Annotated in this window: 24 protein-coding genes and 1 tRNA gene; 16 read left to right on the top strand and 9 right to left on the bottom strand. The window is 71.2% G+C overall.

The annotated features are described in order from the left end of the window. Window positions 1-13 precede the first annotated feature (13 nt). The 5 genes from tsaC to U8331_RS01995 form a co-directional block, all read right to left on the bottom strand. Window positions 14-568: an L-threonylcarbamoyladenylate synthase type 1 TsaC gene (tsaC, locus tag U8331_RS01975; RefSeq protein WP_481131963.1), complete on the bottom strand. Its 555-nt coding sequence runs from the start codon at window positions 566-568 to the stop codon at window positions 14-16. 243 nt (window positions 569-811) lie between these two features. Then, a complete protein-coding gene (locus U8331_RS01980; RefSeq protein WP_481131964.1) occupies window positions 812-3,289 on the bottom strand; it encodes a DNA topoisomerase I in 2,478 nt (825 codons plus the stop codon). Between the two features lie 194 nt (window positions 3,290-3,483). Continuing rightward, on the bottom strand, window positions 3,484-3,972 hold the full coding sequence (locus tag U8331_RS01985) for a DUF494 family protein (protein ID WP_481131965.1): 489 nt from the start codon (window positions 3,970-3,972) through the stop codon (window positions 3,484-3,486). Window positions 3,973-4,045: 73 nt separating this feature from the next. Then, window positions 4,046-5,317 (bottom strand): DNA-processing protein DprA, encoded by a 1,272-nt coding sequence (gene dprA / locus U8331_RS01990; protein WP_481131966.1) that lies wholly within the window; start codon window positions 5,315-5,317, stop codon window positions 4,046-4,048. 74 nt (window positions 5,318-5,391) lie between these two features. Continuing rightward, a complete protein-coding gene (locus U8331_RS01995; protein ID WP_481131967.1) occupies window positions 5,392-6,543 on the bottom strand; it encodes a LysM peptidoglycan-binding domain-containing protein in 1,152 nt (383 codons plus the stop codon). A gap of 170 nt (window positions 6,544-6,713) precedes the next feature. Between U8331_RS01995 and def the strand changes: the two genes are divergently transcribed. From def to U8331_RS02025, 6 genes are all read left to right on the top strand, one after another. Then, window positions 6,714-7,226, top strand: coding sequence for a peptide deformylase (gene def, locus U8331_RS02000; protein WP_481131968.1), 513 nt, complete (start codon window positions 6,714-6,716; stop codon window positions 7,224-7,226). A gap of 151 nt (window positions 7,227-7,377) precedes the next feature. Then, on the top strand, window positions 7,378-8,307 hold the full coding sequence (fmt, locus tag U8331_RS02005) for a methionyl-tRNA formyltransferase (protein ID WP_481131969.1): 930 nt from the start codon (window positions 7,378-7,380) through the stop codon (window positions 8,305-8,307). Continuing rightward, window positions 8,304-9,602, top strand: a complete 1,299-nt coding sequence (gene rsmB / locus U8331_RS02010) for a 16S rRNA (cytosine(967)-C(5))-methyltransferase RsmB (protein ID WP_481131970.1) — start codon at window positions 8,304-8,306, stop codon at window positions 9,600-9,602. The genes fmt and rsmB overlap by 4 nt, the downstream gene beginning before the upstream one ends. A gap of 78 nt (window positions 9,603-9,680) precedes the next feature. Then, window positions 9,681-10,496, top strand: coding sequence for a glycosyltransferase family 2 protein (locus U8331_RS02015; protein WP_036212241.1), 816 nt, complete (start codon window positions 9,681-9,683; stop codon window positions 10,494-10,496). Continuing rightward, on the top strand, window positions 10,493-11,566 hold the full coding sequence (locus tag U8331_RS02020; protein WP_481131971.1) for a CDP-glycerol glycerophosphotransferase family protein: 1,074 nt from the start codon (window positions 10,493-10,495) through the stop codon (window positions 11,564-11,566). The genes U8331_RS02015 and U8331_RS02020 overlap by 4 nt, the downstream gene beginning before the upstream one ends. Beyond that, on the top strand, window positions 11,566-12,582 hold the full coding sequence (locus tag U8331_RS02025) for a glycosyltransferase family 4 protein (RefSeq protein ID WP_481131972.1): 1,017 nt from the start codon (window positions 11,566-11,568) through the stop codon (window positions 12,580-12,582). The genes U8331_RS02020 and U8331_RS02025 overlap by 1 nt, the downstream gene beginning before the upstream one ends. A gap of 15 nt (window positions 12,583-12,597) precedes the next feature. On the opposite strand, the gene U8331_RS02030 is transcribed toward U8331_RS02025, so the two are convergent. From U8331_RS02030 to U8331_RS02040, 3 genes are all read right to left on the bottom strand, one after another. Next, window positions 12,598-14,103 carry a PH domain-containing protein gene (locus U8331_RS02030; protein WP_481131973.1) on the bottom strand — a complete coding sequence of 502 codons (1,506 nt, stop codon included), beginning with the start codon at window positions 14,101-14,103 and terminating at the stop codon, window positions 12,598-12,600. Continuing rightward, the gene (locus U8331_RS02035; protein ID WP_481131974.1) at window positions 14,096-14,638 is read right to left on the bottom strand and encodes a PH domain-containing protein; all 543 of its coding nucleotides are present in this window, start codon (window positions 14,636-14,638) and stop codon (window positions 14,096-14,098) included. The genes U8331_RS02030 and U8331_RS02035 overlap by 8 nt, the downstream gene beginning before the upstream one ends. Window positions 14,639-14,708: 70 nt before the next feature. Beyond that, window positions 14,709-15,635, bottom strand: a complete 927-nt coding sequence (locus tag U8331_RS02040) for a lauroyl acyltransferase (RefSeq protein WP_481131975.1) — start codon at window positions 15,633-15,635, stop codon at window positions 14,709-14,711. A gap of 115 nt (window positions 15,636-15,750) precedes the next feature. Between U8331_RS02040 and dtd the strand changes: the two genes are divergently transcribed. From dtd to hemC, 8 genes are all read left to right on the top strand, one after another. After that, entirely contained in the window at window positions 15,751-16,191 is a 441-nt protein-coding gene (gene dtd / locus U8331_RS02045; RefSeq protein WP_481131976.1) for a D-aminoacyl-tRNA deacylase, read from the top strand. Window positions 16,192-16,292: 101 nt separating this feature from the next. Then, complete coding sequence (gene rpoD, locus U8331_RS02050; RefSeq protein WP_481131977.1) at window positions 16,293-18,176, top strand: RNA polymerase sigma factor RpoD; 1,884 nt, start codon at window positions 16,293-16,295, stop codon at window positions 18,174-18,176. A gap of 82 nt (window positions 18,177-18,258) precedes the next feature. Further along, window positions 18,259-18,334: transfer RNA gene (locus U8331_RS02055), tRNA-Ile, on the top strand. Window positions 18,335-18,385: 51 nt separating this feature from the next. Then, window positions 18,386-19,384, top strand: coding sequence for an SDR family oxidoreductase (locus U8331_RS02060; RefSeq protein ID WP_481131978.1), 999 nt, complete (start codon window positions 18,386-18,388; stop codon window positions 19,382-19,384). 90 nt (window positions 19,385-19,474) lie between these two features. Further along, window positions 19,475-20,512 (top strand): patatin-like phospholipase family protein, encoded by a 1,038-nt coding sequence (locus U8331_RS02065; RefSeq protein ID WP_481131979.1) that lies wholly within the window; start codon window positions 19,475-19,477, stop codon window positions 20,510-20,512. A 46-nt stretch (window positions 20,513-20,558) separates the two neighbouring features. Next, a complete protein-coding gene (locus tag U8331_RS02070; protein ID WP_481131980.1) occupies window positions 20,559-21,251 on the top strand; it encodes an alpha/beta hydrolase in 693 nt (230 codons plus the stop codon). An 81-nt stretch (window positions 21,252-21,332) separates the two neighbouring features. Further along, the gene (locus U8331_RS02075) at window positions 21,333-22,055 is read left to right on the top strand and encodes a LytR/AlgR family response regulator transcription factor (protein ID WP_481131981.1); all 723 of its coding nucleotides are present in this window, start codon (window positions 21,333-21,335) and stop codon (window positions 22,053-22,055) included. 101 nt (window positions 22,056-22,156) lie between these two features. Further along, complete coding sequence (gene hemC, locus U8331_RS02080; protein WP_481131982.1) at window positions 22,157-23,065, top strand: hydroxymethylbilane synthase; 909 nt, start codon at window positions 22,157-22,159, stop codon at window positions 23,063-23,065. Between the two features lie 211 nt (window positions 23,066-23,276). Here hemC and U8331_RS02085 read toward each other — a convergent pair whose 3' ends face one another. Further along, on the bottom strand, window positions 23,277-23,942 hold the full coding sequence (locus tag U8331_RS02085) for a DUF481 domain-containing protein (RefSeq protein ID WP_481131983.1): 666 nt from the start codon (window positions 23,940-23,942) through the stop codon (window positions 23,277-23,279). 156 nt (window positions 23,943-24,098) lie between these two features. Between U8331_RS02085 and U8331_RS02090 the strand changes: the two genes are divergently transcribed. Both U8331_RS02090 and U8331_RS02095 read left to right on the top strand, forming a co-directional pair. Then, a complete protein-coding gene (locus tag U8331_RS02090; RefSeq protein WP_481131984.1) occupies window positions 24,099-25,076 on the top strand; it encodes a helix-turn-helix transcriptional regulator in 978 nt (325 codons plus the stop codon). 25 nt (window positions 25,077-25,101) lie between these two features. Then, window positions 25,102-26,022 (top strand): patatin-like phospholipase family protein, encoded by a 921-nt coding sequence (locus U8331_RS02095; protein ID WP_481131985.1) that lies wholly within the window; start codon window positions 25,102-25,104, stop codon window positions 26,020-26,022. Window positions 26,023-26,049 lie beyond the last annotated feature (27 nt).

Below are 26,049 nucleotides of genomic sequence, written 5' to 3' on the forward strand. Positions count from 1 at the left end.
CCGACGCGCCGGGTCAGGCGCGCAGGAGCTCGCCGGTGCGGGCGTCGCGGATGGCCGTCGGTGCGGCGAGGTTGCCGGTTTCTCCCCCGGTGGTGACATCCACCAGTGCGCACAGCGCCGGGTCGAGCGCTGTGCGCCGCCGCGCCGGCGCCTGGCCGGAGCGGTTGGCGCTGGTCGACACGAGCGGGCCGAAGGACTCGCACAATGCGGCCACCACCGGGTGCGCGCTGACCCGTACGGCGACGCCTTGGTGGGCGCCGGTGATCCAGGGCGGCACGCGCGGACCGGCCGGAACGATCCAGGTATTGGGACCGGGCCAGGAATGCATGGCCGCCGCGCGGCGCTCCCCGGGCAGCGCGTCCCAGTCGAGCAGGGGGTCGAGCTGCTCGACCCGCGCGGCGACGAGGATCAGGCCCTTGTCGACCGGCCGCTGCTTGATCGCCAGCAGGCGCAGCACCGCGGCCTGGTCAAATGGATCGCATCCCAGGCCCCAGACCGCCTCGGTAGGGTAGGCGACGACGCCGCCGTTGCGCAGGGCGGCGAGGGCAGGGGCGAGGTCGGTCAACATGGCGGGCAGGATAGCGCCCCGTCGGGCCGCCATGTGTCGATCAGCGGGTCTGTAGGCGCGACGTGAGTCGCGACCTACTGGCAACCGGCTTGCGTCGATCGACGCGAAGTTCTGGTCGCGCGACCGTGGCGGCGCGTTGATCGCGGCGCGCCCAGGGCGTCAGTGGGTCGCGACTTACGTCGCTCCTGCAGCGCTCCGCCATGCGCGGCGGCGACGTGTTGCCTCGGCCCGCGGGGTCTCGCCTTATTCCGCGCTCGTGGCCGCCTTCTTTACGGCCTTCTTCGCCACTTTCTTGGCCGCGGCCTTCCTGGTCGTCTTTTTTGCGGCCTTCTTTGTTGCCTTCTTGGCGGTCTTCTTGGCCGGCGCCTTCTTCTCGGCCGCCTTCTTGGCTGGCGCGGCCTTCTTCGCGGCCTTCTTGCCGAAGCGGCCGCGGGCGGGCTTGCCGGTCTCCTCCAGCAGCTTCGTCACTTCCTCCAGCGTCAGCGACGCCGGCTCGCGGTCCTTCGGGATCTTGCCGTTGAGCTGGCCGTTGCTGATGTACGGGCCGAAGCGGCCGTTGAGCACCTGGATGTCGCTGCCGTCCCACTGCTTGATGATGCGGTTGCGGGCGATCTCCTCCTTCTCCTCGATCAGGAACACCGCGCGCTCGAGGTCGATCTTGTACGGGTCGTCTTCCTTCTTCAGCGAGGCGTAGGTGCTGCCGCGCTTGGCGAACGGACCGAACCGGCCGATGCCGACGCTGACCTCATCGCCGTTGTGCTCGCCCAGCAGGCGGGGCATCTTGAACAGCTCCAGCGCCTGCTCCAGCGTGATCGAGTAGATGCTCTGGCCCGGCTGCAGCGAGGCGAACTTCGGTTTGTCCTCGTCCTCGACCGTGCCCATCTGCACCAGCGGGCCGTACTTGCCGATGCGCGCGCTGACCTCGCGGCCGCTGGCCGGGTCGGCGCCGAGCACGCGGATGCTGCCGGCGTCGACCTTGTCGAGCGACTCCTTCTTGTCCTCGACCAGCTCGTGGAACGGCTGCCAGAACCGCTCCATCAGCGGCACCCAGGCCTCCTCGCCACGGCTGACCGCATCGAGCTCGTCCTCCAGCCGCGCGGTGAAGTCGTAGTCGACGTACTGGGTGAAGTGGCTCGACAGGAACTTGCTGACCGCGCGGCCGACGTCGGTCGGGTGGAAGCGGCGGCTTTCCAGCTCGACGTACTTGCGGAACAGCAGCGTCGCGATGATCGAAGCGTAGGTCGACGGCCGGCCGATGCCGTATTCCTCCAGCGCCTTGACCAGGCTGGCCTCGGAATAGCGCGGCGGCGGCTCGGTGAAGTGCTGGTCGGCGTGGATGCGGTCCAGCGGGATGCGGTCGCCGGGCTTCATCGGCGGCAGCTTGCGGCCTTCGTCCTCGTCTTCCTTCGCCTTGGCGTCCTTGCCCTCCTCGTAGACGGCGAGGAAGCCCGGGTCGATCACGGTGGTGCCCGAGACGCGGAAGCTGTGCTCGCTGCCGGCGGCCAGTTCGACCGACACGGTGTTGAGCGTGGCCGGCACCATCTGGCTGGCGACCGCGCGCTTCCAGATCAGCTCGTACAGGCGGCGGGCGTCGTCCTCGAGGAAGCGCGAGACCTGCGCCGGGGTACGCAGCGCCGAAGTCGGGCGCACCGCCTCGTGGGCCTCCTGGGCATTCTTGGACTTCGACTTGTAGACGTTGGGCTGGTCCGGCACCGCGCCGGTGCCGTAGTCGCGCGCGATCACGTCGCGCATCTCGGCCACCGCGTCGACCGACAGCGCCACCGAGTCGGTACGCATGTAGCTGATCAGGCCGACCGTGCCTTCGTCGCCAAGCGCCACGCCCTCGTAGAGCTTCTGCGCGACCTGCATGGTGCGCTTGGTGGTGAAGCCGAGCTTGCGCGCGGCCTCCTGCTGCAGGGTGGAGGTGGTGAACGGCGGCGCCGGGCGGCGCTTGCGCTGCTTGCTGGTGACGTCGGTGACCTGCAGCGCGCCGCCGGCGGCCGACACCAGCCGCTGGCGCGCGGCCTCGGCGGTCTCGCCGTCGGTGATGGTGAACTGCTCGAACTTCGCGCCATCGAGCTTGACCAGCCGCGCGCTGAAGGCCTGCGAGGGATGCTGGCACTCGGCCTCGATCGACCAGTACTCGCGCGCCTTGAACGCTTCGATCTCTTCCTCGCGCTCGACGATCATGCGCAGCGCCGGACTCTGCACGCGGCCGGCCGACAGCCCGCGCTGGACCTTGCGCCACAGCACCGGCGACAGGTTGAAGCCGACCAGGTAGTCCAGCGCCCGGCGCGCCTGCTGGGCATCGACCAGCGGCGCGGCGATGTCGCGCGGCGCGTTCATCGCCTCCTTGATCGCGCGCGGGGTGATCTCGGTGAACACCACCCGCTGCAGCGGCTTGCCGTCGAGCAGGCCGCGCTCGCGCAGGATCTCGGCGACGTGCCAGCTGATCGCCTCGCCCTCGCGGTCCGGGTCGGTCGCCAGGAAGATGGCGTCGGCGCCGCGGGCCGCCTTGGCGATCGCCTCGACGTGCTTCTCGTTCTTCTCGATCAGGTCGTAGCGCATCGCGAAGTCACGCTCGGGGTCGACCGCGCCCTCCTTCGGCACCAGGTCGCGCACATGGCCATACGAGGCGAGGACGACGAAGTCCTTGCCGAGGTACTTGTTGATCGTCTTGGCCTTGGCGGGCGACTCGACGATGAGGAGGTTCTTGGCCATGCGGGGCAGGTTCCGGGCGGGCCGTGAAGGCCACGCGAGAGGGCGCGAGAGAAGACGACGCCCGCGGCGGGAGGCCGCGGGCGCTGACGCATTCATTTATTAGTGGAATCACGCGGCGGGCGCCGCTGTCAAGCACGGGCCCGCCAGGCGGGCGACCCGCGCATTATCCGCATTGCACCGCGCGGTGCACGGAATCAGTGCACGGGATCGGGTTCGTCGTCGAACATCTGGGTTTCCATCCAGGCGTACGCCGCCTCGCTGCCAGGCTGGTTGAACAGCACCATCAGCACCACCCATTTGAGGTCGTCGAGGTCGATGCCGTCCTGGTCGAGCGCCATCGCGCGGTCCAGCACCAGCTCGCGCTGGCCTGCGTCGAGCACGCCATGCTGCTCCAGGAACAGCAGGAAGCCGCGGCAGTCGGTGTCGAGGCGGTCGAGCTCGGGGCCGGCGTAGACGCGGACGGGACCGTCGGCGCGCGCGGGCGCGGCGGAGGGCCGCTGGCGGGCCAGCGCGTCCAGCCATTCGAAGGCCTTGTTGATCTCGGCGGGGCTGAAACCGGCCTTCCCGAGCTCGTCGAACAGCGGGCCGCTTTGCAGGTTGTCGCGGTCGCGGACGAGGTCCGCGTCATCGGTGAGGTAGTGCTCGAACAGGTACAGCAGGACGTCCAGAATGCTTTCTTTCATTTCCCCTCGGCCTGCGCCGCAGGCGGCGCGGTGGGTCAGGAGTGGTGGCCGCCACGCCCGCCAGGCGACGGGTTCAGCGGCTGCGGTGATACCGGCCGTGCTGCGCCTCCACGCGACCCTCGAGCTCCATGAGCAGCAGGATGGAGGACAGCCGGGCGGGCGTCAATCCGGTCCGGGCGACCAGCTGGTCCATATCCGTGGGGTCTTCGCCGAGTGCCTGCCACAACCTGTGGTGGTCGGCGTCGGCGGGGTCGTCCTGGGTCGAGCGCTGGCCGTGGGAGTGGCGTCGCGCCGGCGCAGTCGCGCGGGAGGCGGTCGACCCCGGTTGGCGCATGGCCGGGTTCGCCTCCGAAGTGGGGGCGGCCAGCCGCTCGCGCAAGTCGCCGGCCAGTCGCTGCACCAGCGGCGCCAGCAGGTCGACGACGTCCTCCGGACGCTCGACCAGCGCCGCCCCGTCGCGGATCAGCCGGTGGCAGCCGCGCGCCAGCGGGTTGTGGATCGAGCCGGGCAGGGCCATCACTTCCCGGCCGGATTCCGCGGCGAGGCGCGCCGTGATCAGCGCGCCGGAACGGTGCGCGGCCTCGATGACCAGGGTGCCGAGACTGAGCCCGGCAAGAATGCGGTTGCGGCTGGGGAAGTGTTCCCGGCGTGGGCCGGTCCCCGGCAGATGCTCGCTGACGATTGCGCCGTCGGCGGCGATGGCGGCGTGCAGGCCGGTGTTGCTCCGCGGATACGGAACGTCCGGGCCGGTGCCGAGCACCGCCAGGGTGTGCCCGCCCGCAGCGAGGGCTGCGTGATGGGCGGCGGTGTCGATGCCGGCGGCCAGCCCGCTGGCGATGGTCAGTCCCGCGCCGGCCAGCGCGCGGGCGAACGTCGCCGCGTTGTCGCGGCCGCCCGGCGTGGGCGAACGGCTGCCGACGATCGCCACCGCCGGATGCCAGAGCAGCGCCGGTTCCCCGGCAATGAACAGCGCCAGCGGGGGATGCGGTGTCCGTCGCAGCAGGGGCGGGTAGTCCGGATGGTGCCAGCCGAGCAGGTGGTGGCGCGGGTGGTCGAGCCAGGCGCGGGCGTGGTCGAGCGCGCAGGGGGCGGGGTGGCGGAGGCGGGCCTGCTGGGCCGGCAAGAGCCCGCAGGCACGCCACAGCGAGGGCCCGGCGACCAAGGCCGCCGCGGGCGCGGCGTGCTCCAGCAGGCGCCGGCGCGGTTCGGCCGCGCCGCCACAGGCCACCAGGCGCAGTAGCGCCTCGGTGTCGGCAGGCGCTTCGGCCGGGAGCGCCTGCGGTTCGGGATCTTCCGGTCGTAGCGGAGCGATGGCGGTAGCGAGGCTGGGATCGGCTGCGTGCATCCGTCCAGCATCGGCCGCAAACGAAGACGGCGCCCTCGGGCGCCGTCGCGAATCGTCGTAGGGAAACCCCTACTTCAGTACGGGGCGTCGGGGTGCTTGAGCTCGTGGCCGACCCGGACCGGACGGATGCTGTCCATCACCAGCGCGTAGCTGACCCTGTCGAAGGTGCGGAACACCATCATGTGGCCGGCGAACTCGTCGGGCAGGCGCACCTTGTCGGCCCGGCCGAAGGTGTCCTCGCTGCGGTCCCACGGACCGTTCTCGACCCGGTCGGCCACGGTGTCGCCGATTTCCCAGCTGGAGAACACGGTGCCGTTGTCGACGCCGTCGCGGGCACCCACCGACAGCGCGACCACGTCGCGGCTGCCGCCGGTGCTGAGCATGTCGGCCACCGCCAGCACCCGGGCGCGGCCGTACTCGAGCTGCTGGCTCGGCGCATGCGGGAAGAACTGCAGGTCGTACGGCTGGGCCTCGACCGGGATCAGGCGGTCGCCGACGCGCACCTCGCGGCCGCTGTCGTCCAGCAGCAGGGTGGTCGCCTCGATGCCGGCGACCTCGCCACGGGTGACCGTGCCGGTGTTCTGCTGCATCAGCTCGTAACCCAGCAGCTCATGGCCGTTGTCGGACACCACGGCATTGGTCCAGAACTGTTCGAAATCGATCGTGCGCTTGCCGCGGAAGTCGAGATCGTCCTTGTGGAAGAGGTCGCAGCAGGCCACCCGGTCCAGCCGCGTGTAGCGCTGGGTTGGGCGCACCACCTGGTAGCGCTGTCCCGGCTGCGCGTCGGGCAGGCCCTTGACGTAGGCCACCTGGCCGCGGCTGGCGCGGATGTGGCCCTCTTCCAGCGCGACCACGTACGGCAGGTGGTCGAACTGGTCGACCACGCGCAGGTCCTTCAGGAACGGCTCGATCTCCGACAGCGGTACGCCGGTGACCGGAGCCACCTCGCGCGGACCCGGCTCGGCCACGGTCACGCGATCGAGGTAGGCCAGCGACAGCACGTCGCCGGGATAGATAAGGTGCGGGTTCTGCACCTGCGGGTTGGCCTGCCAGATCTCCGGCCACAACCAGGGCTTCTCGAGGAAGCGGCCGGCGATGTCCCACAGGGTGTCACCCTTCTTCACCACGTAGGTGTCGGGGTGGTCGCCACGCATCTCGGCGGCCATCGCATAGGTGGCGACAATCAGCAACGCCGCGGTCATGGCCGCGCGGATCGGTTTCAACATGGCGGTTCTACCTGGTTCCCCTTGCAGGTGCGCCCGCGCGTCAGTATCTGACGGGGGCCGTCGGCACTATAGCCCAGATGAACCGCGCGGTTGCAAGCGATCCGGCACGCATAACGGCGTTACAATCCAACTGTTGCCCGTGGTTGTGACCCACGCCCCCTTTTGCCGCCATGTCCCTGCTCCCGATCCTCGAATTCCCCGATCCGCGCCTGCGCACCGTCGCCGAGCCGGTCGATCCGGCGCGGGTGACCACGCCGGAGTTCCAGCAACTGCTCGACGACATGTTCGAGACCATGTACGACGCCCCCGGCATCGGCCTGGCGGCGAGCCAGGTCGACGTGCACCTGCGCTTCATGGTGATCGACGTCAGCGAGGAGAAGGACCGGCCGCTGGTGTTCATCAACCCGGAGATCACCGCGCGCGAGGGCGAACAGGTCTACCAGGAGGGCTGCCTGTCGGTGCCCGGCATCTTCGCCGACGTCACCCGCGCCAACGAGATCACCGTCCGGGCGATCGGCCGCGACGGCCAGCCGTTCGAGATGCACGCCGACGGGCTGCTCGCGGTGTGTGTCCAGCATGAGATGGACCACCTGCTGGGCAAGCTGTTCGTCGACTACCTGTCGCCGCTCAAGCGCGAGATGGTCCGCAAGAAGCTGGCCAAGGCACGCCGCAACGCGGCCTGACTCCTGGCGCCCGGTACATTCCGGACCCGCCCGGGGCCTTTCTAGGAGCGGCTTCAGCCGCGATCCGGCGGCTCCGGAGCCCGCGCCGGTCGCGGCCCGTCCCCTCGCATCCCTCCGAAGCGTCCCCACCGCCTCGCGTAGCATTGCGCCCATGAGAATCGTCTTCGCCGGCACCCCCGAGTTCGCCGTTCCCTGCCTGCGCGCCGCGGCCCACAAGGCCGAGATCGTCGCCGTCTACACCCAGCCCGACCGTCCCGCCGGGCGCGGGCGCGGCCTGACGCCGTCGCCGGTCAAGCGCGAGGCGCTGGCCCGCGGGATCGAAGTGCTGCAGCCCGAGAACTTCAAGTCGCAGGTCTCGCGCGACGCGCTGGCCGCACTGAAACCCGACCTGATGGTGGTGGTCGCCTACGGCCTGATCCTGCCGCAGGCGGTGCTCGACATCCCCGAACACGGCTGCTGGAACGTCCACGCCTCGCTGCTGCCACGCTGGCGTGGCGCGGCCCCGATCCAGCGCGCGATCCAGGCCGGCGATGCCGAAACCGGCGTGTGCCTGATGCAGATGGAAAAGGGCCTCGACACCGGCCCGGTGCTGCTGTCGCAATCGACCCCGATCGGGCCGGAGGAGACCGGCGGCCAGCTGCACGACCGCCTCGCCGAACTCGGCGCGCAGGTGCTGGCCGACGGGCTCGGCCTGCTGCGCGCGACCCTCCTGCCGCTGGCGCGTCCGCAGCCGGCCGAGGGCGTCACCTACGCCCACAAGCTCGACAAGGCCGAGGCGCGGCTGGACTGGTCGCGGCCCGCGGTCGAACTGGCCAACACCGTGCGCGCGTTCAATCCGTGGCCGGTGGCCGAGGCGCCGCTGGCCGGCGAGCGCGTGCGCATCCATGCCGCCACCGCGCTGCCGCTGGCCCACGGCCGCGCGCCGGGCACGGTGCTGCTGGCCGGCCGCGACGGCATCGACATCGCCTGCGGCGAAGGCGCGCTGCGGGTGCGGACGCTGCAGCGCGAGGGCGGCAAGCCGGTCGCCGCCGCCGACTACCTCAACGGCCGGCGCGAACTACTCGCCGCCGGCACCGCATGAAGCCGGTCCCCGGCACCCTGACGCGCGCCACCGCCGCGCGCGTACTCGACGCGGTGCTGCACCACGGCCGCTCGCTCAAGGGCGAACTGGCGACCGCGCTGCCGGCGCTGCCCGATCCGCGTGACCGCGCGCTGGTCGAGGCGATCTGCCTTGCCGTGCTGCGCCAGCCGGCCCGTTACGACGCCGCGCTGGCGGCGTGGCTGCCGCGGCCGCTGGCCCGGCGTGATCGCGAACTGCGTGCGCTGCTGATGGCCGGCTTCGCCCAGCTCGACCCGCTCGGCCTGCCGCCGCACGCGGCGGTCGCGGCGACCGTGGAAGCCGCGCGCGCGCTCGGCCGCCAGCACCAGGCCGGGATGGTCAACGCGCTGCTGCGCCGGGCGTTGCGCGAAGGCCTGCCCGGCGCCGAGCCGCACGCGCAGTGGCCGCAGTGGCTGCGGCAGCGGATCGCCGCCGACTGGCCCGGGCGCGAAGCGGAGATCCTCGCCGCCAGCGAGCAGCCGCCACCGCTGTGGCTGCGGGTCAACACCCGCCGGATCGGCCGCGACGACTACGCCGCGCGCCTGCGCGAGGCCGGGCTGGAACCCGAATCCGTCGACGGCCTGCCCGACGCGCTGCGGCTGGCCAGCGCGGTGCCGGTCGCGACCCTGTCGGGCTTTGCCGACGGGCTGGTGTCGGTGCAGGACGGCGCCGCCCAGCTCGTGGCCGACGCGATCGCCGCACCCGCCGGCGCGCGCGTGCTCGACGCCTGCAGCGCCCCCGGCGGCAAGGCCGCGCACCTGCTCGAGCGCGACCCGTCGCTGCGGCTGACTGCGCTCGACATCGACCCGGTACGCCTGCATCAGGTCGCCGCCACGCTGGAACGCCTGCACCTTGGCGGCGCGACCCTGCACGCCGCCGACGGCTGCAACCTCGACGCGTGGTGGGACGGCACGCCGTTCGACGCGGTCCTGCTCGACGCGCCGTGCTCGGCGACCGGCATCATCCGCCGCCAGCCCGACATCCTGCTGCACCGCCGCGCCTCCGACCTCGAGCAGCTGGCCGCGACCCAGGCCGGCCTGCTCGACAGCCTGTGGCGCACGCTCGCACCGGGCGGCGTGCTGCTGTACGCGACCTGCTCGATCCTGGTCGCCGAGAACGCGGCGCAGGTCGACGCCTTCCTCGCCCGCACCGCGGACGCGCGCGCCGAGTCGCTAAACGAGCGCTTCGGCCACGCCAGCGGCGCCGGCCGCCAGCGGCTGCCGGGCGAGGGCGGCATGGACGGCTTCTTCTACGCGCGGCTGCGCAAGGCCGGATAACGGTTCGGGCCCGGCCTGGTGGTTGTTTCGGAGTGCGCGATCTCCATCCGGGAGTGCGCGACGGATTACTATCCAGCCATGTCACATCTTCCCATCAGCCTTGTGGTTATCACCCACAACGAGGCAAACAACATCGCGCGCTGCCTGGACAGCGTGCCATTCGCGTCCGAAAAGCTCGTCGTCGACAGCGGCAGCGACGATGACACCGTGGCGGTGGCCCAGGCCCACGGAGCGCGCGTGGTCCACCAGGACTGGCTGGGGTTCGGTGCTCAACGCAACTTCGCCAGTACCCAGGCATCCCACGACTGGATACTGGTGCTGGACGCGGACGAATTCCTCGAACCGGCGCTGGTGGCCGAACTGGAAACCAGGTTGCCGTCGATGCTCCAGAGCGGAGCCGCGGTCGGAATTCTCCGCCGCAGCACCTGGTACATGGGCGCCCCGATGCGCTGGTACCGACCGATGGTGGGCGAGAAGGTGGAGCGCCTTTACCACCGTGGACGTGCGCGCTGGACCGACGCACGGGTACACGAGTCGCTGCGTTTCGAGGGGGCGGCGGAAATGTTCGAAGCGCCCTTCCATCACCTCCATAACCCGACGCTGCCGCACAAGCAGCTCAAGGTACTGCGTTACGCCGAGTTGAAATGCCGCGACTGGCACGCGCGCGGGCGTGCGCCGCGGATATGGATGGCGCCGCTGGTCTATCTGGCCGCCTTTCTGAAGGACTGGCTGTTGCGCCTGGCGATCCTGGATGGCTGGCGTGGCTTCATCGTCGCCCACGTGGCCGCCAGTTATGCGATCTACAAGCGGTTGCGCTACTACGAGATGCACCGGAACCCCGGGTCGATCGAAAGCGCGCGCGATGTGCTGCTGCGCCACGGGTTGGATCGATGACCGGCCGTCGTGGCGCCGGCGCCACGGCTGATCCGAAGCGCTATCTGCTGTACGGCTCGGTGCGCTATGCGCTGGGCATCCTCCGCCCGCTGCAGGCCGCCGCACGCGCGCGCGGCGACGAGGTGGCGTGGTTCTTCGACGGCCGCGAGGACGAGGGGCCGGACGAGCTCACCGCAGACGAGCGCCGGCTGGTCACCGTCGAGCAGGTCCGCGCGTGGAACCCGACCGCGATCTTCACCTCCAGCAACGCCTTGCCGCACTTCTTCCCGGGCGTGAAGGTACAGACCTTCCACGGGTTCGACGCCGGCAAGCCGCGGCACATCTACATCCGCCCGTTCTTCGACCTGTACTGCACCACCGGTCCGCAGGACACCGCCGCGTTCCAGGCACTGGCCGGGCGCCACGGCTTCTTCCGGGTGATCGAGACCGGCTGGCCCAAGCTCGATCCGTTCCTCGCCGGCCTGCCGGAGCAGGTGCCGCCGGTGCGCGATACGCCGGTGATCCTGTACCACTCGACGTTCTCGCCGTCGTGGAGCGCCGCGCGAGCCCTGCACGACGAGGTCAGGCGGCTGTCGCGCGACGGGCGCTGGCGCTGGATCGTCACCCTGCACCCGAAGACCGACCCGGAAGTCGTGGCGATGTACCGGGCGCTGGAGAACGAACACCTGCGCTTCGCCGAGGACGACAACATCCTCGACCTGTTCGGGCAGGTCGACATGATGTGTTCCGACACGTCCTCGGCGCTGAGTGAGTTCCTGCTGACCGGCAAGCCGGTGGTCACCTTCCGCAACCGGCGCCCCGGGCCGCAGCTGATCGACATCGACGATCCGGCGCAGTTCGAGCCGGCGATCGAGCGCGCGCTGTCGCGGCCGCCGGAGCTGATGGCGGCGATCCGTGAGTTCGGCGAACGCATCCACCCGTACCGCGACGGGCGTTCCAGCGAGCGCACACTGGAAGCGGTCGACCGTTTCCTCGCCGAAGGCGGCGTGGCCTCGCTCAAGCGCCGCCCGCTCGACCCGTGGCGCAAGTTCAAGCTGCGCCGCCGCCTGCGTTACTGGGGCCCGGCCTGATGCGCATCGTCCACCTGCTGCTGACCAGCCGCTTCGCCGGCAGCGAACGCCACGCGCTGGAGCTGGCCGCGGCGCAGGCGGCGAGCCATGACGTCACCCTGGTGCTGCGCCGCGCCGGCGCCGCCAATCGCCCCGACGCGATCGCGCACCGGGTGCATCCGAAGGTGAAGGTCGAGGTGGTCGGCAACGTCGCGGCGTCGTGGCGTGCGCGGCGGCTGCTGCGGCGGCTGCGGCCCGACGTCGCCCACGCCCACCTCAGCGGCGGCTGCCGCGCGCTGCACGGGCTGGACGGGCTCGATTGCCTGCGTGTGGCGACCCTGCACATCGCCTACAAGCCGCGCCAGCACGCACCGCTGGACGGGCTGATCGCGATCGCGCCGTGGCAGCTCGGCGACATTCCGCCGGCGCTGCGTGAGCGCTCGGCGCAGATCGACAACTGGACCCTGCCGCGCGAGCCGTCGGCCGACGCACGCGCGCGGCTGCGCGCCGAGCACGGCATTGCGGATGATACCTTCCTGGTCGGCGCGCTCGGTCGCGCGGAGCCGGGGAAGGGATTGGACGTGCTGGTCGACGCGTTCGAGCGCGCGCGGCTGCCGAACGCACGGCTGGCGATCGTCGGCCAGGGCAGTGCATGGGACGCGCTGCGAAAGCAGGCCGGCGACGACGTGCTGATGCCCGGTTTCGCCGAGCGCCCGCAGGACTGGCTGGCTGCGTTCGACGGCTTCGTCAGCGCGGCCCGGCGCGAGCCGTTCGGGCTGGTGCTGCTGGAGGCGATGCAGGCCGGCCTGCCGATCGTGGCCACCGCCAGCGACGGCGCACGCCACCTCGCGCCGCAACTGCGGACGCCGCTGGTGCCGGTCGACGACGTCGATGCGCTCGCGGGCGCGCTGCAGCGCTTGGTCGGCGACGGCCAGCGGCGTGTCGCCTACCCGATGGAGCAATTCCGGATCGAGTCCAAGCTGGCCCAGGTCGAGGCGTTCTACCAGGCCGGGCTGGCGCGCCTGCGCGGCGGCTGAGCCCGGCGGCGCAACTCACCAGCGCAGCGGCCGCCGGGCGACTTCGCGTGACAGCCGCGCGTAAAGCGCCTCGACCTGTTCGACCGGCAGGAACCGCAGCCGCAGCGGCGGCGCCATCGGCGAGGCGCCTGCGGTGTCCAGCCACAGCGTCGCGGTGCCGCAGCGCCGGTCCAGCGGCGAGCGCACCAGTTGCAGCGCCTGCAGCTTGTCGAGTTCGGCGAAGCGCCAGTGGCGGGCCAGCCAGCCCTCGCGCACCGCGACCAGTTCCGGCCCCAGCGCCCACGCCGCGCGCGCGGCGTGGCGGCGCTCGACGAATGCCGACCACGGCAACCACGCCAGCGCCAGCAGGCCGGGCGCACCGAAGTGCCAGCCCAGCACCGCCGTTGCCAGCGCGGTCAGCGGGATCGACGGCAGCCACAGCCGCCACCAGCTGCTTCGCGGCAGCGGCTGCCACTCCAGCGCATCCCAGCGGACGCGTGGCAGCAGGTGGTCGATCAGCGCCTCGCAACGTTCCGGCGTGGCGATCGGCGCGACCTCGCGCAACGCGCGCTGCTGGTTCTGCTCCTCGGCGACGGCGGTGTCGACCTCCAGCGATTGCCGCCGCAGCCAGCGGTGCATCAGGCCCTCGCGCAGGGTCCAGGCCTGGATCCGCCGGCGCGAGGCGCTGGTGCGCCAGCGTGCGGCGAGGCCACGTTCAACCGTCAGCCGGCGGCCGTGCTCGCTCAAGCGGAAGCCGTGGTACTGCAGCAACGCCAGCACCACCGACAGCAGCCGCAACAGCAGCACCGCCAGCAACAGAAAACTGGCGCCGGCCAGCACGTACTGCGCCGGCCCGAACCCGTGCTCGCCGGCCCAGCCGAACAGCGCCTCGCCCCAACCTTCGAACAGGTCCGGGATCAGCCGCTGGTTGAACTGCGAAACGCCGGCGAAGGCGGCACCGAGCAGGATTAGCCCGCGGTTGGAGACCAGTCCCAGCCGGAGGACTTCGCCAGGCGGCAGCTCAAGCAGCGGCGTCGTGGCTTCGGTATCGTCGGTCGCCGCGCCGGCCCCGCGACCACGGCGACGCACCAGCGCCTCCAGCGCCAGCGCATCCTCCAGCCGCAGCACCCGCATCTCGGCTTCGGGCTTCTTGCCGCCGGCCGACTCCAGCCGCACCTCGGCGACGTCGAACAGCCGGTGCAGCACCGACTGCTGCAGCGCGACGTTGTGGATCCGCGCGAACGGGATCACCCGCACGCTGCGCTCGAGCAGCCCGCTGCGCACCACCAGCGCGTCGTCGGCGACGTCGTAGCGGTAGGTGAAGTACTGCCACAACGAGAGCAGCGCGAGCACGCCAACGCCGATCAGCGGCCACAGCTCGTTCCGGTCGCCCTGTCCGAACACCAGCAGCGCCACCAGCGGCACGATGAACTGCCTGAGCTGGGCGACCAGCACGAACAGCCACGACATCGGGTGCAGGCGGCGCTCCGGCCGCGTGTGCGGGGTGGCGCGTGGCGAGTCGGTGCTGGCCGGCTCAGTCATCGTCGTGGTCGACCGCACGGCCGAGGCGGTCGCGCAGGCGCTCGGCGTCGCCGGCATCGAGGTGCGGCACCGTCACCGAGCTGTGCCGGGTGCCGGCGGTGTGCACGACCAGGGTCGCCAGGTCACGCCCGCGCTGCAGCGGGCCGCGCTTGATGTCGAGGTGCTGCACGCGACTCGCGGGCACCCGGGTCTCGCGCTGCCACAACCGGCCGCGCCGCAGCGCCAGCCCGTGCGCGTCGAGCCGCCAGGCGGTGTGGCGGTACTGCTTGAGGCCCAGCCACAGGCCGAACGACGCACCGCCCAGGCCCGCCAGCGCCGCGCCGCACCCCACCAGGACCAGCCGCTCGATGTCGACCGCGGTGCTGGCAACCAGCGCCACGAGCCCTCCGCCGACCATGCCGAGCACGGCGAGCGGCACCACCGCGCCGATCAGGAACAACGGCCGCGCCCGCGGTGGCAACGCGTGCCACGGCGGTGCGTCGTCCGCCGCGTGCGGATCGGGCTCCTGCGGATCGGTCTTCGGCATCGTGTCCATGGTGGTCCCCTTCACTCCCCGGTGGCGAAGGGTAACCGCCGGCCGGCGGGCCGGACAGGGATGCCCGGGCTCAGTAGCACTCGGGCCAGTACGGGTTTTCCTCGCCGCTGCCGGCGGGGCGCAACGAGAAGCGCTTGTAGGTCCACTGGTACTGCGCGGGGTCGCGCCGGGCGATGCGCTCGACCGCGGCGTTGAGCGCGGTGGCGCTGGTCTTCGGATCGGGGTCGGACACCGCCGCCGGGGCCGGTTCGACGTGCAGCGCGAACGCCGGGCGGCCGGCGTCGCTTTCGATGCGCTCGCACCACGCCATCAGCACGGTCGCGCCGCTGCGCGCGGCCAGCCGGCCGAGCAGGGTCATGGTCAGCGCCTCGGTGCCGAAGAACGGCGCGAACTCGCCGTCGCCGCGCTTGGGCTGCTGGTCGGGCAGGATGCCGACCACGCCGCCGGCCGCCAGCCGCTTGAACAACTGGCGCACGCCGGCGCCGTCGGCCCGTACCTGGGTGACCCGGTCGCTGTCACCGGAGGCGCGTACCCGGTTGAGAAACGCCTCGCCGACCGCCGACTCCGGCGGGGCATAGAGGATCGCCAGCGGCGTGCGCGAGGCCAGCCACTGGTTGAGCAGTTCCCAGTTGCCGAAATGCGGCGCGGCGACGATGACGCCGCGGCCGCTCGCCAGCGCCGCGTCGAAGTGCCCGGTGCCGTGCTGCTCGACGATCAGCGCGAGGTTTTCCCCATGCGGGCGGGTCCACAGCCGCAGGGTGTCGAGGATCTGCCGGGTGGTGCTGCGCATCACCGCGCCCCCCAGGCGGTCGCGTTCGGACTCGGACAGCTGCGGATAGGCGATGGCGAGGTTGCAGCGGGTGACCCGCGCCTCGCGGCTGGCCCGGCGCACGGCGCGCTCGGCCAGTGTGTCGGCCAGCCACGCCCGCCATGGACCCGGCAGGCGTGCGACCAGGGCGGCGAACAGGTACAGCAGGTGGGCGGCAAGGTGGGTCATCGCCGGCAGTGTAGCGACGGCAACGGTCGCGGCCGGTGTATGCCGGCGTGGCAGCCGCGCTGGCTCCAGACGGCGACTGCGACTAGGCTGCGCCCATCCCGTTCCAGCGACCGCCATGCTTGCCCTCATCCAGCGCGTCACCCAGGCCAACGCCCGCATCGACGGTGTCACCGTCGGCGCGATCGGTCCCGGCCTGCTGGCCCTCGTCGGCATCGAGCCCGGCGACGGCGACACCCAGGTGGCGAAGATGGCGCGCCGCCTGCTCGGCTACCGCGTGTTCGCCGACGAGGCGGGACGGATGAACCTCGGACTGTCGGACACCGGCGGCGGCCTGCTGCTGGTCAGCCAGTTCACCCTGGCCGCCGACACTTCCAGCGGCATGCGCCCGGGATTCAGCACCGCGGCGCCGCCGGCGGAGGCTGAACCGGTGTTCAACCAGCTGCTGCGAACCTGCCGGCAACTGCATGCGCCCGGGGTGGAAACCGGACGTTTCGGTGCCCATATGGTGATCAGCCTGGTCAACGACGGCCCGGTCACCTTCCTGCTGCGGGCCTGAGGCCCGGCAAAGCCGCGTCGCCACTGCCTTTCAGGCAGCGGTGGGAGCCGGCTGGTATAATAGAAGGTTCCTTTCCCCCCATCACGTGGTGGCACAGCCGTATGGCCAACGAACGTCAGGCCCCCCAGTCCGACATCAAGCAGCTGATCAGCAAGGGCCTGGAGCAGGGCTACCTGACCTATGCCGAGGTCAACGATCACCTCCCCGACGACATCGTCGATCCGGAGCAGATCGAAGACATCATCGGCATGATCAACGGCATGGGTATCCAGGTGCACGAGGTCGCGCCGGATGCCGAGACCCTGCTGCTCGCCGGTGAAAGCGGCAGCGGCCGCGATGTCGACGACACCGCCGCCGAGGAAGCCGCCGCCGCGCTGACCGGCCTCGACGCCGAGGGCGGCCGCACCACCGACCCGGTGCGCATGTACATGCGCGAGATGGGCACGGTCGAGCTGCTGACCCGCGAGGGCGAAATCGCGATCGCCAAGCGCATCGAGGAGGGCCTGAACCAGGTCCAGGCCTCGCTGGCGCTGTTCCCCGGCACGATCGACCTGGTCCTGCAGGACTACGAACTGCACAAGGCCGGCAAGAAGCGCCTGGCCGAGCTGCTGGTCGGCTTCCTCGACCAGCTCGAGGACCCGACCGTCGCCGCCTCGCCGGTCTCCGCCGATACCGGTGACGACAAGGCCGCCGCCGTTGACGAGGCCGAGTCCGACGACGATGCCGACGACGAGGACGGTGACGAGGGCGCCGCCGACGAGGGCCCGACCGGCCCCGATCCGGCCGAGGTCGAGGTCCGCTTCGAGGCGCTGGCCGCCCTGTACGCCAAGTTCGAGAAGGCCTACGCCAAGCACGGCCCGGCGCACAAGTCGGTGATCAAGTTGCGCGAGGACATGGCGGAGATCTTCGTCACCTTCAAGCTGCCGCTGCCGCTGACCGACGTACTGGTGCGCAACCTGCGCGACACCGTCGCCCAGGTGAAGCTGCACGAGCGCCGGATCCTCGAGCTGGCCACCCGCGTCGCCAAGATGCCGCGCAAGGACTTCATCCGCTCCTGGGACGGCAACCAGACCAACCTGGAGTGGGTCGACGAGCTGCTCAAGCGCAAGCAGAAGTGGGCGTCCGGCCTGCGCGACGTCAAGGACATGATCATCGCCGAACAGGAGGCGACCCTCGCCGTCGAGCAGTCGATGCGCCTGTCGCTCGCCGACCTCAAGGAGATCAGCCGCACCATGGCCTACGGCGAGGCCAAGGCGCGCAAGGCCAAGCGCGAGATGGTCGAGGCCAACCTGCGCCTGGTGATCTCGATCGCCAAGAAGTACACCAACCGCGGCCTGCAGTTCCTCGACCTGATCCAGGAAGGCAACATCGGCCTGATGAAGGCGGTCGACAAGTTCGAGCACCGCCGCGGCTTCAAGTTCTCGACTTACGCCACGTGGTGGATCCGCCAGGCGATCACCCGCTCGATCGCCGACCAGGCGCGCACCATCCGTATCCCGGTGCACATGATCGAGACGATCAACAAGCTCAACCGCATCTCCCGCCAGATGCTCCAGCAGTACGGCCGCGAGGCCACGCCGGAAGAGCTGGCGAAAGAAATGGACATGCCCGAGGACAAGATCCGCAAGGTCATGAAGATCGCCAAGGAGCCGATCTCCATGGAGACCCCGATCGGCGACGACGAGGACTCGCACCTGGGCGATTTCATCGAGGACACCAACGTCGAGTCCCCGGTCGAGGCGACCACCAACATCAACCTCACCGAGACCGTCCGCGACGTGCTCGCCGGGTTGACCCCGCGCGAGGCCAAGGTGCTGCGCATGCGCTTCGGCATCGACATGAACACCGACCACACCCTGGAAGAGGTCGGCAAGCAGTTCGACGTCACCCGCGAGCGGATCCGCCAGATAGAGGCCAAGGCGCTGCGAAAGCTGCGCCACCCGAGCCGCTCGGAGCAGCTGCGCAGCTTCCTCGATATCGACTGATCCGCCTCCGGCAGCATCACGCGAAGCCCCGCCCAGCGCGGGGCTTCGTCGTTTTCGGGGCTACAATCGCCACCCGCGCTGCGGGCCTATAGCTCAATGGTTAGAGCAGAGGACTCATAATCCTTTGGTTCCAGGTTCGAGTCCTGGTGGGCCCACCAAGTCCGCGCCACTTCACTCCGCTTCGATTGCGGCCACGCCACAGTGGCGCCATGTCATCGAACGCTCCCATCGCGGTGGTGACCGGCGCGTCGGCCGGCATCGGTCGCGCCACCGCGGTTGAATTCGCCCGGCAGGGTTGGCGGGTGGCGTTGCTCGCGCGCGGGCGTGACGGTCTTGAAGGTGCGCGGCGCGAGATCGAGGCGCTCGGGTCCCGGGCGCTGCTGGTCGAGACCGACGTGGCCGACCACGACCAGGTCGAGGCCGCGGCCGAGCGCGTCGAGCGCGAGTGGGGCCCGATCGACGTGTGGGTCAACAACGCGATGGCGACCATTTTTTCCGATTTCCTCAAGGTCGATCCGGATGATTTCCGGCGTGCGACCGAGGTCACCTACCTCGGCGCGGTCTGGGGCACGCGCGCGGCATTGAAGCGGATGCGGCCACGCGATCGCGGCGTGGTCATCCAGGTCGGGTCGGCGCTGGCGTACCGTTCGATTCCGCTGCAGGCGCCGTACTGCGGCGCCAAGGCGGCGATGCGCGGATTCACCGATTCGATCCGCAGCGAACTGATCCACGCGCGCAGCCAGGTGCGGATCACGATGGTGCACCTGTCGGCGTTCAACACGCCGCAGTTCGGCTGGGGCCGTACGACGATGGGTTGCCGGCCGCGGCCGATGGGCAGGATCTTCCAGCCCGAGCTGGCGGCGCGGGCGATCGTCTGGGCCGCCACCCACAAGCGCCGCGAGTCGTGGGTCGGCTGGCCGGCGGTGCAGGCCATCCTCGGCAACAAGGTGATACCCGGCTGGCTCGACGGACACCTGGCGCGCACCGCCGTCGACGGCCAGCACACCGACGAGCCGCTGCCCGAAGGACGCGAGGACAACCTCCATTCGCCTGTCGCCGGTGACCATGGCGCGCACGGCCGCTTCGATGACGAGGCGATCGACTCCAGCTTCCAGTGGCGTCTGAGCCGCCACCGGTGGGCGTGGATGGGCGCGGTGCCTGTGCTGCTCGCGATCGTTGTGGCAGCGCTTGCCGGGCTGCTCGGCTGAGTCCGCATCGCGGCGCCCGCCAGCACTCTCCGGTTCAACTGCGGTGCGGCGCCGGCGTATCCTCCGCGTTTTCGCCGTCCAGCCCTGTCTATGTCGCCTGCACTCCGCCACCGGCTGATGCCGCTGTTGCTGCTTCCGCTCGGCCTCGTCGCCGCCTGTGGCGACAACGTCCGTCCCGAGCCCCCGCCGGCCGAGCCGGTCGCCGCCTCCGTGCCGCCGCCGAAGATCCGCGTCGGCCTGGCGCTCGGTGGGGGCGCGGCGAAGGGTTTCGCCCACATCGGCGTGATCAAGATGCTCGAGGCCAACGGCATCCACCCCGACGTGGTCGCCGGCACCAGTGCCGGCAGCGTGGTCGGCGCGCTCTACGCCAGCGGCATGGACCCGTTCGCCCTGCAGCAGCGCGCGGTGGCGCTCGACGAAGCGCAGATCCGCGACGTCAGCCTGTTTTCCGGCGGTCTGATCGAAGGCAGGGCGCTGCAGGACTACGTCAACAACCAGGTCGACCGTCGCCCGCTCGAGCGCCTGGGCAAACCGTTCGCGGCGGTCGCCACCCGGCTGGAAACCGGCGAGCGGGTCGCGTTCGCGCGCGGCAACACCGGTCAGGCGGTGCGCGCCTCCAGCAGCGTGCCGGGAGTGTTCGAGCCGGTGGCGATCGGCCAGTGGCACTACGTCGACGGCGGGGTGGTCAGTCCGGTGCCGGTGGACGCCGCACGCGACCTGGGCGCCGACTTCGTCATCGCGGTCGACATCTCCAGCAAGGCGTCGGGGCAGAACCCGGCGCACCTGCTCGGCATCGTCAACCAGTCGATCAGCATCATGGGCCAGAAGCTCGGTGAGCAGGAGATGGCGCGCGCCGACATCGTCATCCGGCCGACGGTGGCGGGGATCGGCGCGGCCGACTTCGAGCAGCGCGAGCGGGCCATCCTCGAGGGCGAACGGGCCGCGATGGCGGCGATGCCGCGGATCAAGGCCGCCATCGCCCGGTTGCGCAACGACCGCGCCAAAGCCGCGGCGGACGCGGCGGCGGAGCGGGCCAGGGCGCGCGCGCCCAAGTGCGTCGAGCGCGGCGCCTGGTTGGGAGTCATCGACCGGGAACCCGACTGCAGCGCTGCCGCTTCGTCCCACTGACGCCGCACGGGTTGGCCGTGGTGCGGCGAGCCGCCACAATGCCGCGATGAACGATCAGACCCTGCTGCAGACCGTCGAACAGGAGACCGGGGCCGACCCGCGATGGACCGTGCTGTGGCTGCATGGCCTCGGCGCCGATGGCCATGATTTCGCCCCGATCGTGCCGGAGCTGGTACGCGGGGACTGGCCGGCATTGCGGTTCGTGTTTCCGCATGCGCCGGTGCGGCCGGTCACGATCAACAACGGCGTGCCGATGCGCGCCTGGTACGACATCGTCGCGCTCGACCTCGCCAACCGTGCCGATGAGAGCGGTGTCGAGCAGTCGGTGGCCCAGGTCGAAGCGCTGATCGCGCGCGAGGGTGAACGCGGAGTGGCGCCGGAGCGCGTGCTGCTGGCGGGGTTCTCGCAGGGCGGCGCCATCGCGCTCGCCACCGGCCTGCGCCGCGGCCGGCCGCTGGCCGGCGTGGTGGCGTTGTCGAGCTACCTGCCGCTGTCGCCCGGATCACTCGCGGCGCTGCCGCAGACCGTGGGGGAAGCGGCGCGGCGCCAGCCGCTGTTCCTTGCCCACGGCACGCAGGATCCGGTGGTGCCGTTCCAGGCCGGCGAGCGCAGCGCGCAGCTGCTGCGGCAGCTGGGCTTCGACGTGCAATGGCGGGCCTACCCGATGGCCCACCAGGTCTGCGCCGAGCAGATCCGCGACCTGGGCGACTGGCTCGAAGCCCGCCTCGGCGCCGGCTGACCCCATGCGCCGGCAGCGCTAAGATCGGCCCGGAGCGGCGCGGAGTCGCCACGTGCCGGACGGTGCGAAAGGGGGCAGCGGATGAAGGTAGTCATCGCCGACGATGAGCCATTGGCGCGCGAGCGCCTGCAGGGGCTGCTGCGGGAGATGGACGGCGTCGAAGTGGTCGCCGAGGCCGCCGATGGTGCGCAGGCGCTGTCGGCGTGCGCCGAGCACGAGCCCGACCTGGTCCTGCTCGACATCGCGATGCCGGGCATCGACGGGCTGGAGGCGGCACGCCACCTCGCCGCGTTCGAGCCGCGCCCGGCGGTGGTGTTCTGCACCGCGTACGACGCCCACGCGCTCTCCGCTTTCGAAGCCGAGGCGATCGACTACCTGGTCAAGCCGGTCCGTGCCGAGCGCCTGGCCGCCGCGCTCGACCGGGTGCGCACGTTCACCGCCGGCCGCGAGCGCACCGCGCGCGACACCCCCGCGCGCAGCCACCTGTGCGCGCGCCTGCGCGGCAGCCTGCGGCTGATCCCGCTGGAGGACATCCACTACCTGCAGGCCGAGGAGAAATACGTGGTCGTCCACCACGCCCGCGGCGAGGACCTGATCGAAGAGTCGTTGAAATCGCTCGAGGATGAATTCGGCGAGCGCTTCGTGCGTATCCATCGCAACTGCCTGGTCGCGCGCCACGAGATCACCGAGCTGCGCCGGATGCCCGACGGCCACACCCATGCCGTGCTGCGCCACGGCAAGCAGCCGCTCGAGGTCAGCCGGCGCAGCCTGGCCGGGCTGCGCGAGACGCTGAAGCATTTGTAGGAGCGGCTTCAGCCGCGATCCGGATCCGGCGCCGCCAGACAGTTCCGAATCGCGGCTGAAGCCGCTCCTACAGGGCTGTCGCGGCCTGCGATAATGGCCGGATGAGCCAGACCCTGCGCATCGCCACCCGCAAGAGCCCGCTCGCCCTGTGGCAGAGCGAACACGTCGCCGCTGCCCTGCGCGCCGCCCATCCCGGCCTTGAAGTGGTGCTGGTGCCGATGAGCACGCGCGGCGACGAGGTGCTGGACCGCTCGCTGGCCGCAATTGGCGGCAAGGGTTTGTTCCTGAAGGAACTGGAGCTGGCGATGCAGCGCGGCGAGGCCGACTGCGCGGTGCATTCGCTCAAGGACGTGCCGATGGAGCTGGAGCCCGGCTTCGCGCTGCCGGCGATCCTGGCCCGTGCCGACCATGCCGACGCGTTCATCAGCAACCTCCACGCGACGCTGGACGCCCTGCCGCACGGCGCGGTGGTCGGCACCTCCTCGTTGCGCCGCCAGGCCCAGGTCCGTGCCCGGCGTCCGGACCTGCAACTGCGCGACCTGCGCGGCAACGTCAACACCCGCCTGGCCAAGCTCGACGCCGGTGACTACGACGCCATCGTGCTGGCCTGCGCCGGACTGCAGCGGCTCGGCTTCGAGGATCGCATCCGTGCCCGCCTGACCGCACCGGACTGGCTGCCGGCACCGGCGCAGGGCGCGGTGGCAGTGGAATGCCGCGACGACGACCCGGCGACGATCGCGCTGTTCGCCGCGCTCGACCACGCCGAGACCCGCCGCTGCGTCGAGGCCGAGCGCGCGATGAACCGCGCGCTGCACGGCAGCTGCCACGTGCCGGTGGCCGCGCTGGCCACGCTCGACGGCAGACAGCTGCGGCTGCAGGGCCTGGTCGGCTCGGCGGCGGACGGCCGGCTGGTGCTTGCGGGTGGCGAAGGCGAATCGCCGGAGGAGCTGGGCCGCGCGGTCGCCGCGGAACTGCTGGAGTGTGGCGCCGGGGAGCTGCTCGGGCTGTAGGCCGGGGAAGCGTGCGGCTGCGGCGGGCCGTTCCCCAAGGTATCTCCGGAACTTTTTGTAGGAGCGGCTTGAGCCGCGATCGTGGAATCGTGTGCCTGCGGGTTGCCGATTCGCGGCTGAAGCCGCTCCTACAAAGGCGCCAACCCGCGCTGAGGACCCGCGCAGGAAAGGGAGCCGCTCAAAGGGCCACCCGCGCCGAAGCGCCCGCCCCTCAGAACCGCCGCCGCAACCTCAGCGAGGATTCGGCCGATTCGCTGCCGCTCAGCCCCACCTCGTCGTGGCGGATCAGGAAGTCGGTTTCCAGCGTCCAGAACGGCCAAAGCTCGACGTCCAGCCCGACTGACTGCTTGACGAACGTCATCCCCTGGCCGGTCTCGAACTGGATGCGCTGGTTCCAGTGCGCGCGCGGGCCGAGGTCGTGGGCGATCTCCAGTGCGCCCCGCAGCACCGGGCCGGGCAGGGTGATGCCGTCGTCGTGGAGCGATGCCATCCGGTAGCCGGCGCCGAGCTGCAGGTCGAGTCGGGTCGGGCCGGTGTCCATCGCCTGCATGCGGTAGCGCGTGCCGATGCGCCAGTCGTTGGCGTAGCTGTCGGTGCTGAGCCGCGCGCGTGCCGGCGCGTACAGGCCGATCCAGGGCTGGCTGCCTGGCAGGGTGGGGCGACGCGGGCCCTGCGTGCCGGTGCCGACGAACAGCTCGCTCGACGGGGCCAGCGCCTGCCGCCACTCGGCATCACCGCAGCGGGTCGACCAGCAGAACAGCCGCAGTTGCGCCGGGTCGCTGCCAAGCGCGACCAGCGAGGGCTCGCCGACATGCGCCGGCGGTGGCAGGGTGACGAACGGGCCGGACAGCAGGACCAGCCCCAGCGCGGCAAGCATCTTCGCCAACGTGAATGGGCCAGTCGCCAGTATGCCAACGGGGTGCCGCCGGCCCAACCCGCAAAGTGGGCGCGCCGTCCCACGCTGGCGGCCGTGCACCGGCCGGTGCGATCCTTGGCGCCTTCGTCGCTTCACCGACGCACCGGACCGCCCGCCATGGAACGCATCGAACGCATCCACGCCCTGCACCGCATCCTCACCGCCGCGCGCTACCCGGTGACGGTGCCGCGCCTGCAGGAAGAGCTGGAGTGCTCGCGGGCGACGGTCTATCGCGACCTGGCCTACCTGCGCGACCAGCTGATGGCGCCGGTGATCGGCAACGGCGAGGCCGGCTTCCGCTACGACCCGGACGACCCGGGTCGGTTCGAGTTGCCGGGCCTGTGGTTGAGCTCGGACGAACTGCACTCGCTGCTGGCCGCGCAGCAACTGCTGGTCCGCAGCGGCGGCGGGGTGCTGTCGAACGCATTGGCGCCGCTGCAGCAACGCATCGAGAAGCTGCTCGACGACCACGCCGGCGGCCGCCGGGTGCCGGTCGAGCGCGTGCGGGTGATTCCGCACCGCACCCGCCGGCTCGACGAGACCGCGTTCCGCCACGTGGCCACCGCGGTGCTCGACCGCAGGCAACTGGCGTTCGAATACCGCGCCCGCTCGACCGACCAGCACACCCGGCGCACGGTCTCGCCGCAGCGCCTGACCCATTACCGCGACAACTGGTATCTCGATGCCTGGGACCACGAGCGCGAGGCGCTGCGCAGCTTCGCGGTCGACCGCATCAGCAACGCGCGCGCCCTCGACGAAGCCGCGCGCGACCTGCCGGACGAGGACCTCGACCAGCACCTGGCGTCCAGCTACGGGATTTTCTCCGGCACGCCCAAGGGCTGGGCGACGATCGTGTTCAGCGCCAAGGCCGCGCGCTGGGTCGCCGACGAGCACTGGCACTCGCAGCAGCAGGGGCGGTTCCTTCCCGACGGCCGTTACGAACTGAAGCTGCCGTACAGCTCCGGCCGAGAGCTGCTGATGGACGTGCTGCATTACGGCAGCGACGCCGAGATCGTCGAGCCACCGTCGCTGCGCGAGCAGGCCCGCACGTTGTTGTCGCTGGCGATCGCCAACTACGAGCGCGATCCGAAGTGATCGCCGGCCTGCGGTGGCGCGGATGATGGCGCCGGCCGACGCTCCCAGGATCGAGCGTGGCGAGCCGGTCGCGCTGGTGCTCGGCGCCGGCGGCGCGCGCGGGCTGGCGCAGATCGGCGTGATCGACGCGCTGGTCGCGCGCGGACTGAACATCGTCGCGGTGGCCGGTTCGTCCAGCGGCGCGCTGGTCGGCGGGCTGTTCGCCGCCGGGCAGCTGCCGGTGTTCCGCGACTGGCTGCTGTCGATGTCGCGCACCGACATGCTGCGCCTGCTCGACCCGGTGTTCGGGCGGCCGGCGCTGTTCGAAGGCACCCGACTGATGGCGGCGTTGCGCGAGCGCACCGGTGACCTGCAGATCGAGGACCTGCCGATCGACTTCACCGCGGTCGCGGTAGACCTGATGCGCCAGCGCGAGGTGTGGCTGCGGCAGGGCGACCTGTGGGATGCGGTGCGCGGCTCGATCGCGATCCCGGGCATCTTCACCCCGCACCGGGTCAACGGCCGCGAACTGGTCGATGGCGGCCTGCTGGCGCCGCTGCCGATCACCGCCACCCGGTTGTGCGATGCGCACCGGCTGATCGCGGTGGACATGAACAGCTGGCCGAACCGGCCGCCGGGGACGCCCGCCGAACCCGAAGCGCCCGAGCCGCGCATCGGCGACGAAGCGCCGGCGCACTCGCGCCTGCTGGACTGGATCGAGCGCCGCCTGCACCGCGGGGCGGTCGAGAACGACGGCGGCCGCTACGGTTTCACCGAACTGATGGCCCGCTCGCTCGACACCATGCAGGCGCAGATCGCCCGCGTGCAGCTCGCGCTCGACCCGCCCGAACTGGTGATCCGCATCCCGCGCGACGCGTGCCAGTTCTACGAGTTCTGGCGCGCGAAGGAGTTGATCGCGCTGGGGCGATACGAGGCCGAGCGGGCGCTGGATGAGGCGGGGTATTGAGGGTAGCGCGGGGCGACGTCCCGGAGG

Source organism: Lysobacter sp. CC-YZS074 (genome assembly GCF_056739745.1).

What these genes read in the sequence shown, in the direction of transcription:
- U8331_RS02085 (WP_481131983.1), bottom strand. Translation starts at nt 23,942, where the DNA reads ATGCTTGCCGCGCTGGGGCTGGTCCTGCTGTCCGGCCCGTTCGTCACC.
- def (WP_481131968.1), top strand. Translation starts at nt 6,714, where the DNA reads ATGTCCCTGCTCCCGATCCTCGAATTCCCCGATCCGCGCCTGCGCACC.
- rpoD (WP_481131977.1), top strand. Translation starts at nt 16,293, where the DNA reads ATGGCCAACGAACGTCAGGCCCCCCAGTCCGACATCAAGCAGCTGATC.
- U8331_RS01985 (WP_481131965.1), bottom strand. Translation starts at nt 3,972, where the DNA reads ATGAAAGAAAGCATTCTGGACGTCCTGCTGTACCTGTTCGAGCACTAC.
- U8331_RS02015 (WP_036212241.1), top strand. Translation starts at nt 9,681, where the DNA reads ATGTCACATCTTCCCATCAGCCTTGTGGTTATCACCCACAACGAGGCA.
- U8331_RS02040 (WP_481131975.1), bottom strand. Translation starts at nt 15,635, where the DNA reads ATGACCCACCTTGCCGCCCACCTGCTGTACCTGTTCGCCGCCCTGGTC.
- U8331_RS02035 (WP_481131974.1), bottom strand. Translation starts at nt 14,638, where the DNA reads ATGGACACGATGCCGAAGACCGATCCGCAGGAGCCCGATCCGCACGCG.
- U8331_RS02025 (WP_481131972.1), top strand. Translation starts at nt 11,566, where the DNA reads ATGCGCATCGTCCACCTGCTGCTGACCAGCCGCTTCGCCGGCAGCGAA.
- dtd (WP_481131976.1), top strand. Translation starts at nt 15,751, where the DNA reads ATGCTTGCCCTCATCCAGCGCGTCACCCAGGCCAACGCCCGCATCGAC.
- U8331_RS02020 (WP_481131971.1), top strand. Translation starts at nt 10,493, where the DNA reads ATGACCGGCCGTCGTGGCGCCGGCGCCACGGCTGATCCGAAGCGCTAT.
- fmt (WP_481131969.1), top strand. Translation starts at nt 7,378, where the DNA reads ATGAGAATCGTCTTCGCCGGCACCCCCGAGTTCGCCGTTCCCTGCCTG.
- U8331_RS02075 (WP_481131981.1), top strand. Translation starts at nt 21,333, where the DNA reads ATGAAGGTAGTCATCGCCGACGATGAGCCATTGGCGCGCGAGCGCCTG.
- U8331_RS02090 (WP_481131984.1), top strand. Translation starts at nt 24,099, where the DNA reads ATGGAACGCATCGAACGCATCCACGCCCTGCACCGCATCCTCACCGCC.
- tsaC (WP_481131963.1), bottom strand. Translation starts at nt 568, where the DNA reads ATGTTGACCGACCTCGCCCCTGCCCTCGCCGCCCTGCGCAACGGCGGC.
- U8331_RS02030 (WP_481131973.1), bottom strand. Translation starts at nt 14,103, where the DNA reads ATGACTGAGCCGGCCAGCACCGACTCGCCACGCGCCACCCCGCACACG.
- U8331_RS02060 (WP_481131978.1), top strand. Translation starts at nt 18,386, where the DNA reads ATGTCATCGAACGCTCCCATCGCGGTGGTGACCGGCGCGTCGGCCGGC.
- U8331_RS02070 (WP_481131980.1), top strand. Translation starts at nt 20,559, where the DNA reads ATGAACGATCAGACCCTGCTGCAGACCGTCGAACAGGAGACCGGGGCC.
- hemC (WP_481131982.1), top strand. Translation starts at nt 22,157, where the DNA reads ATGAGCCAGACCCTGCGCATCGCCACCCGCAAGAGCCCGCTCGCCCTG.
- rsmB (WP_481131970.1), top strand. Translation starts at nt 8,304, where the DNA reads ATGAAGCCGGTCCCCGGCACCCTGACGCGCGCCACCGCCGCGCGCGTA.
- U8331_RS02095 (WP_481131985.1), top strand. Translation starts at nt 25,102, where the DNA reads ATGGCGCCGGCCGACGCTCCCAGGATCGAGCGTGGCGAGCCGGTCGCG.
- U8331_RS01995 (WP_481131967.1), bottom strand. Translation starts at nt 6,543, where the DNA reads ATGTTGAAACCGATCCGCGCGGCCATGACCGCGGCGTTGCTGATTGTC.
- U8331_RS02065 (WP_481131979.1), top strand. Translation starts at nt 19,475, where the DNA reads ATGTCGCCTGCACTCCGCCACCGGCTGATGCCGCTGTTGCTGCTTCCG.
- dprA (WP_481131966.1), bottom strand. Translation starts at nt 5,317, where the DNA reads ATGCACGCAGCCGATCCCAGCCTCGCTACCGCCATCGCTCCGCTACGA.
- U8331_RS01980 (WP_481131964.1), bottom strand. Translation starts at nt 3,289, where the DNA reads ATGGCCAAGAACCTCCTCATCGTCGAGTCGCCCGCCAAGGCCAAGACG.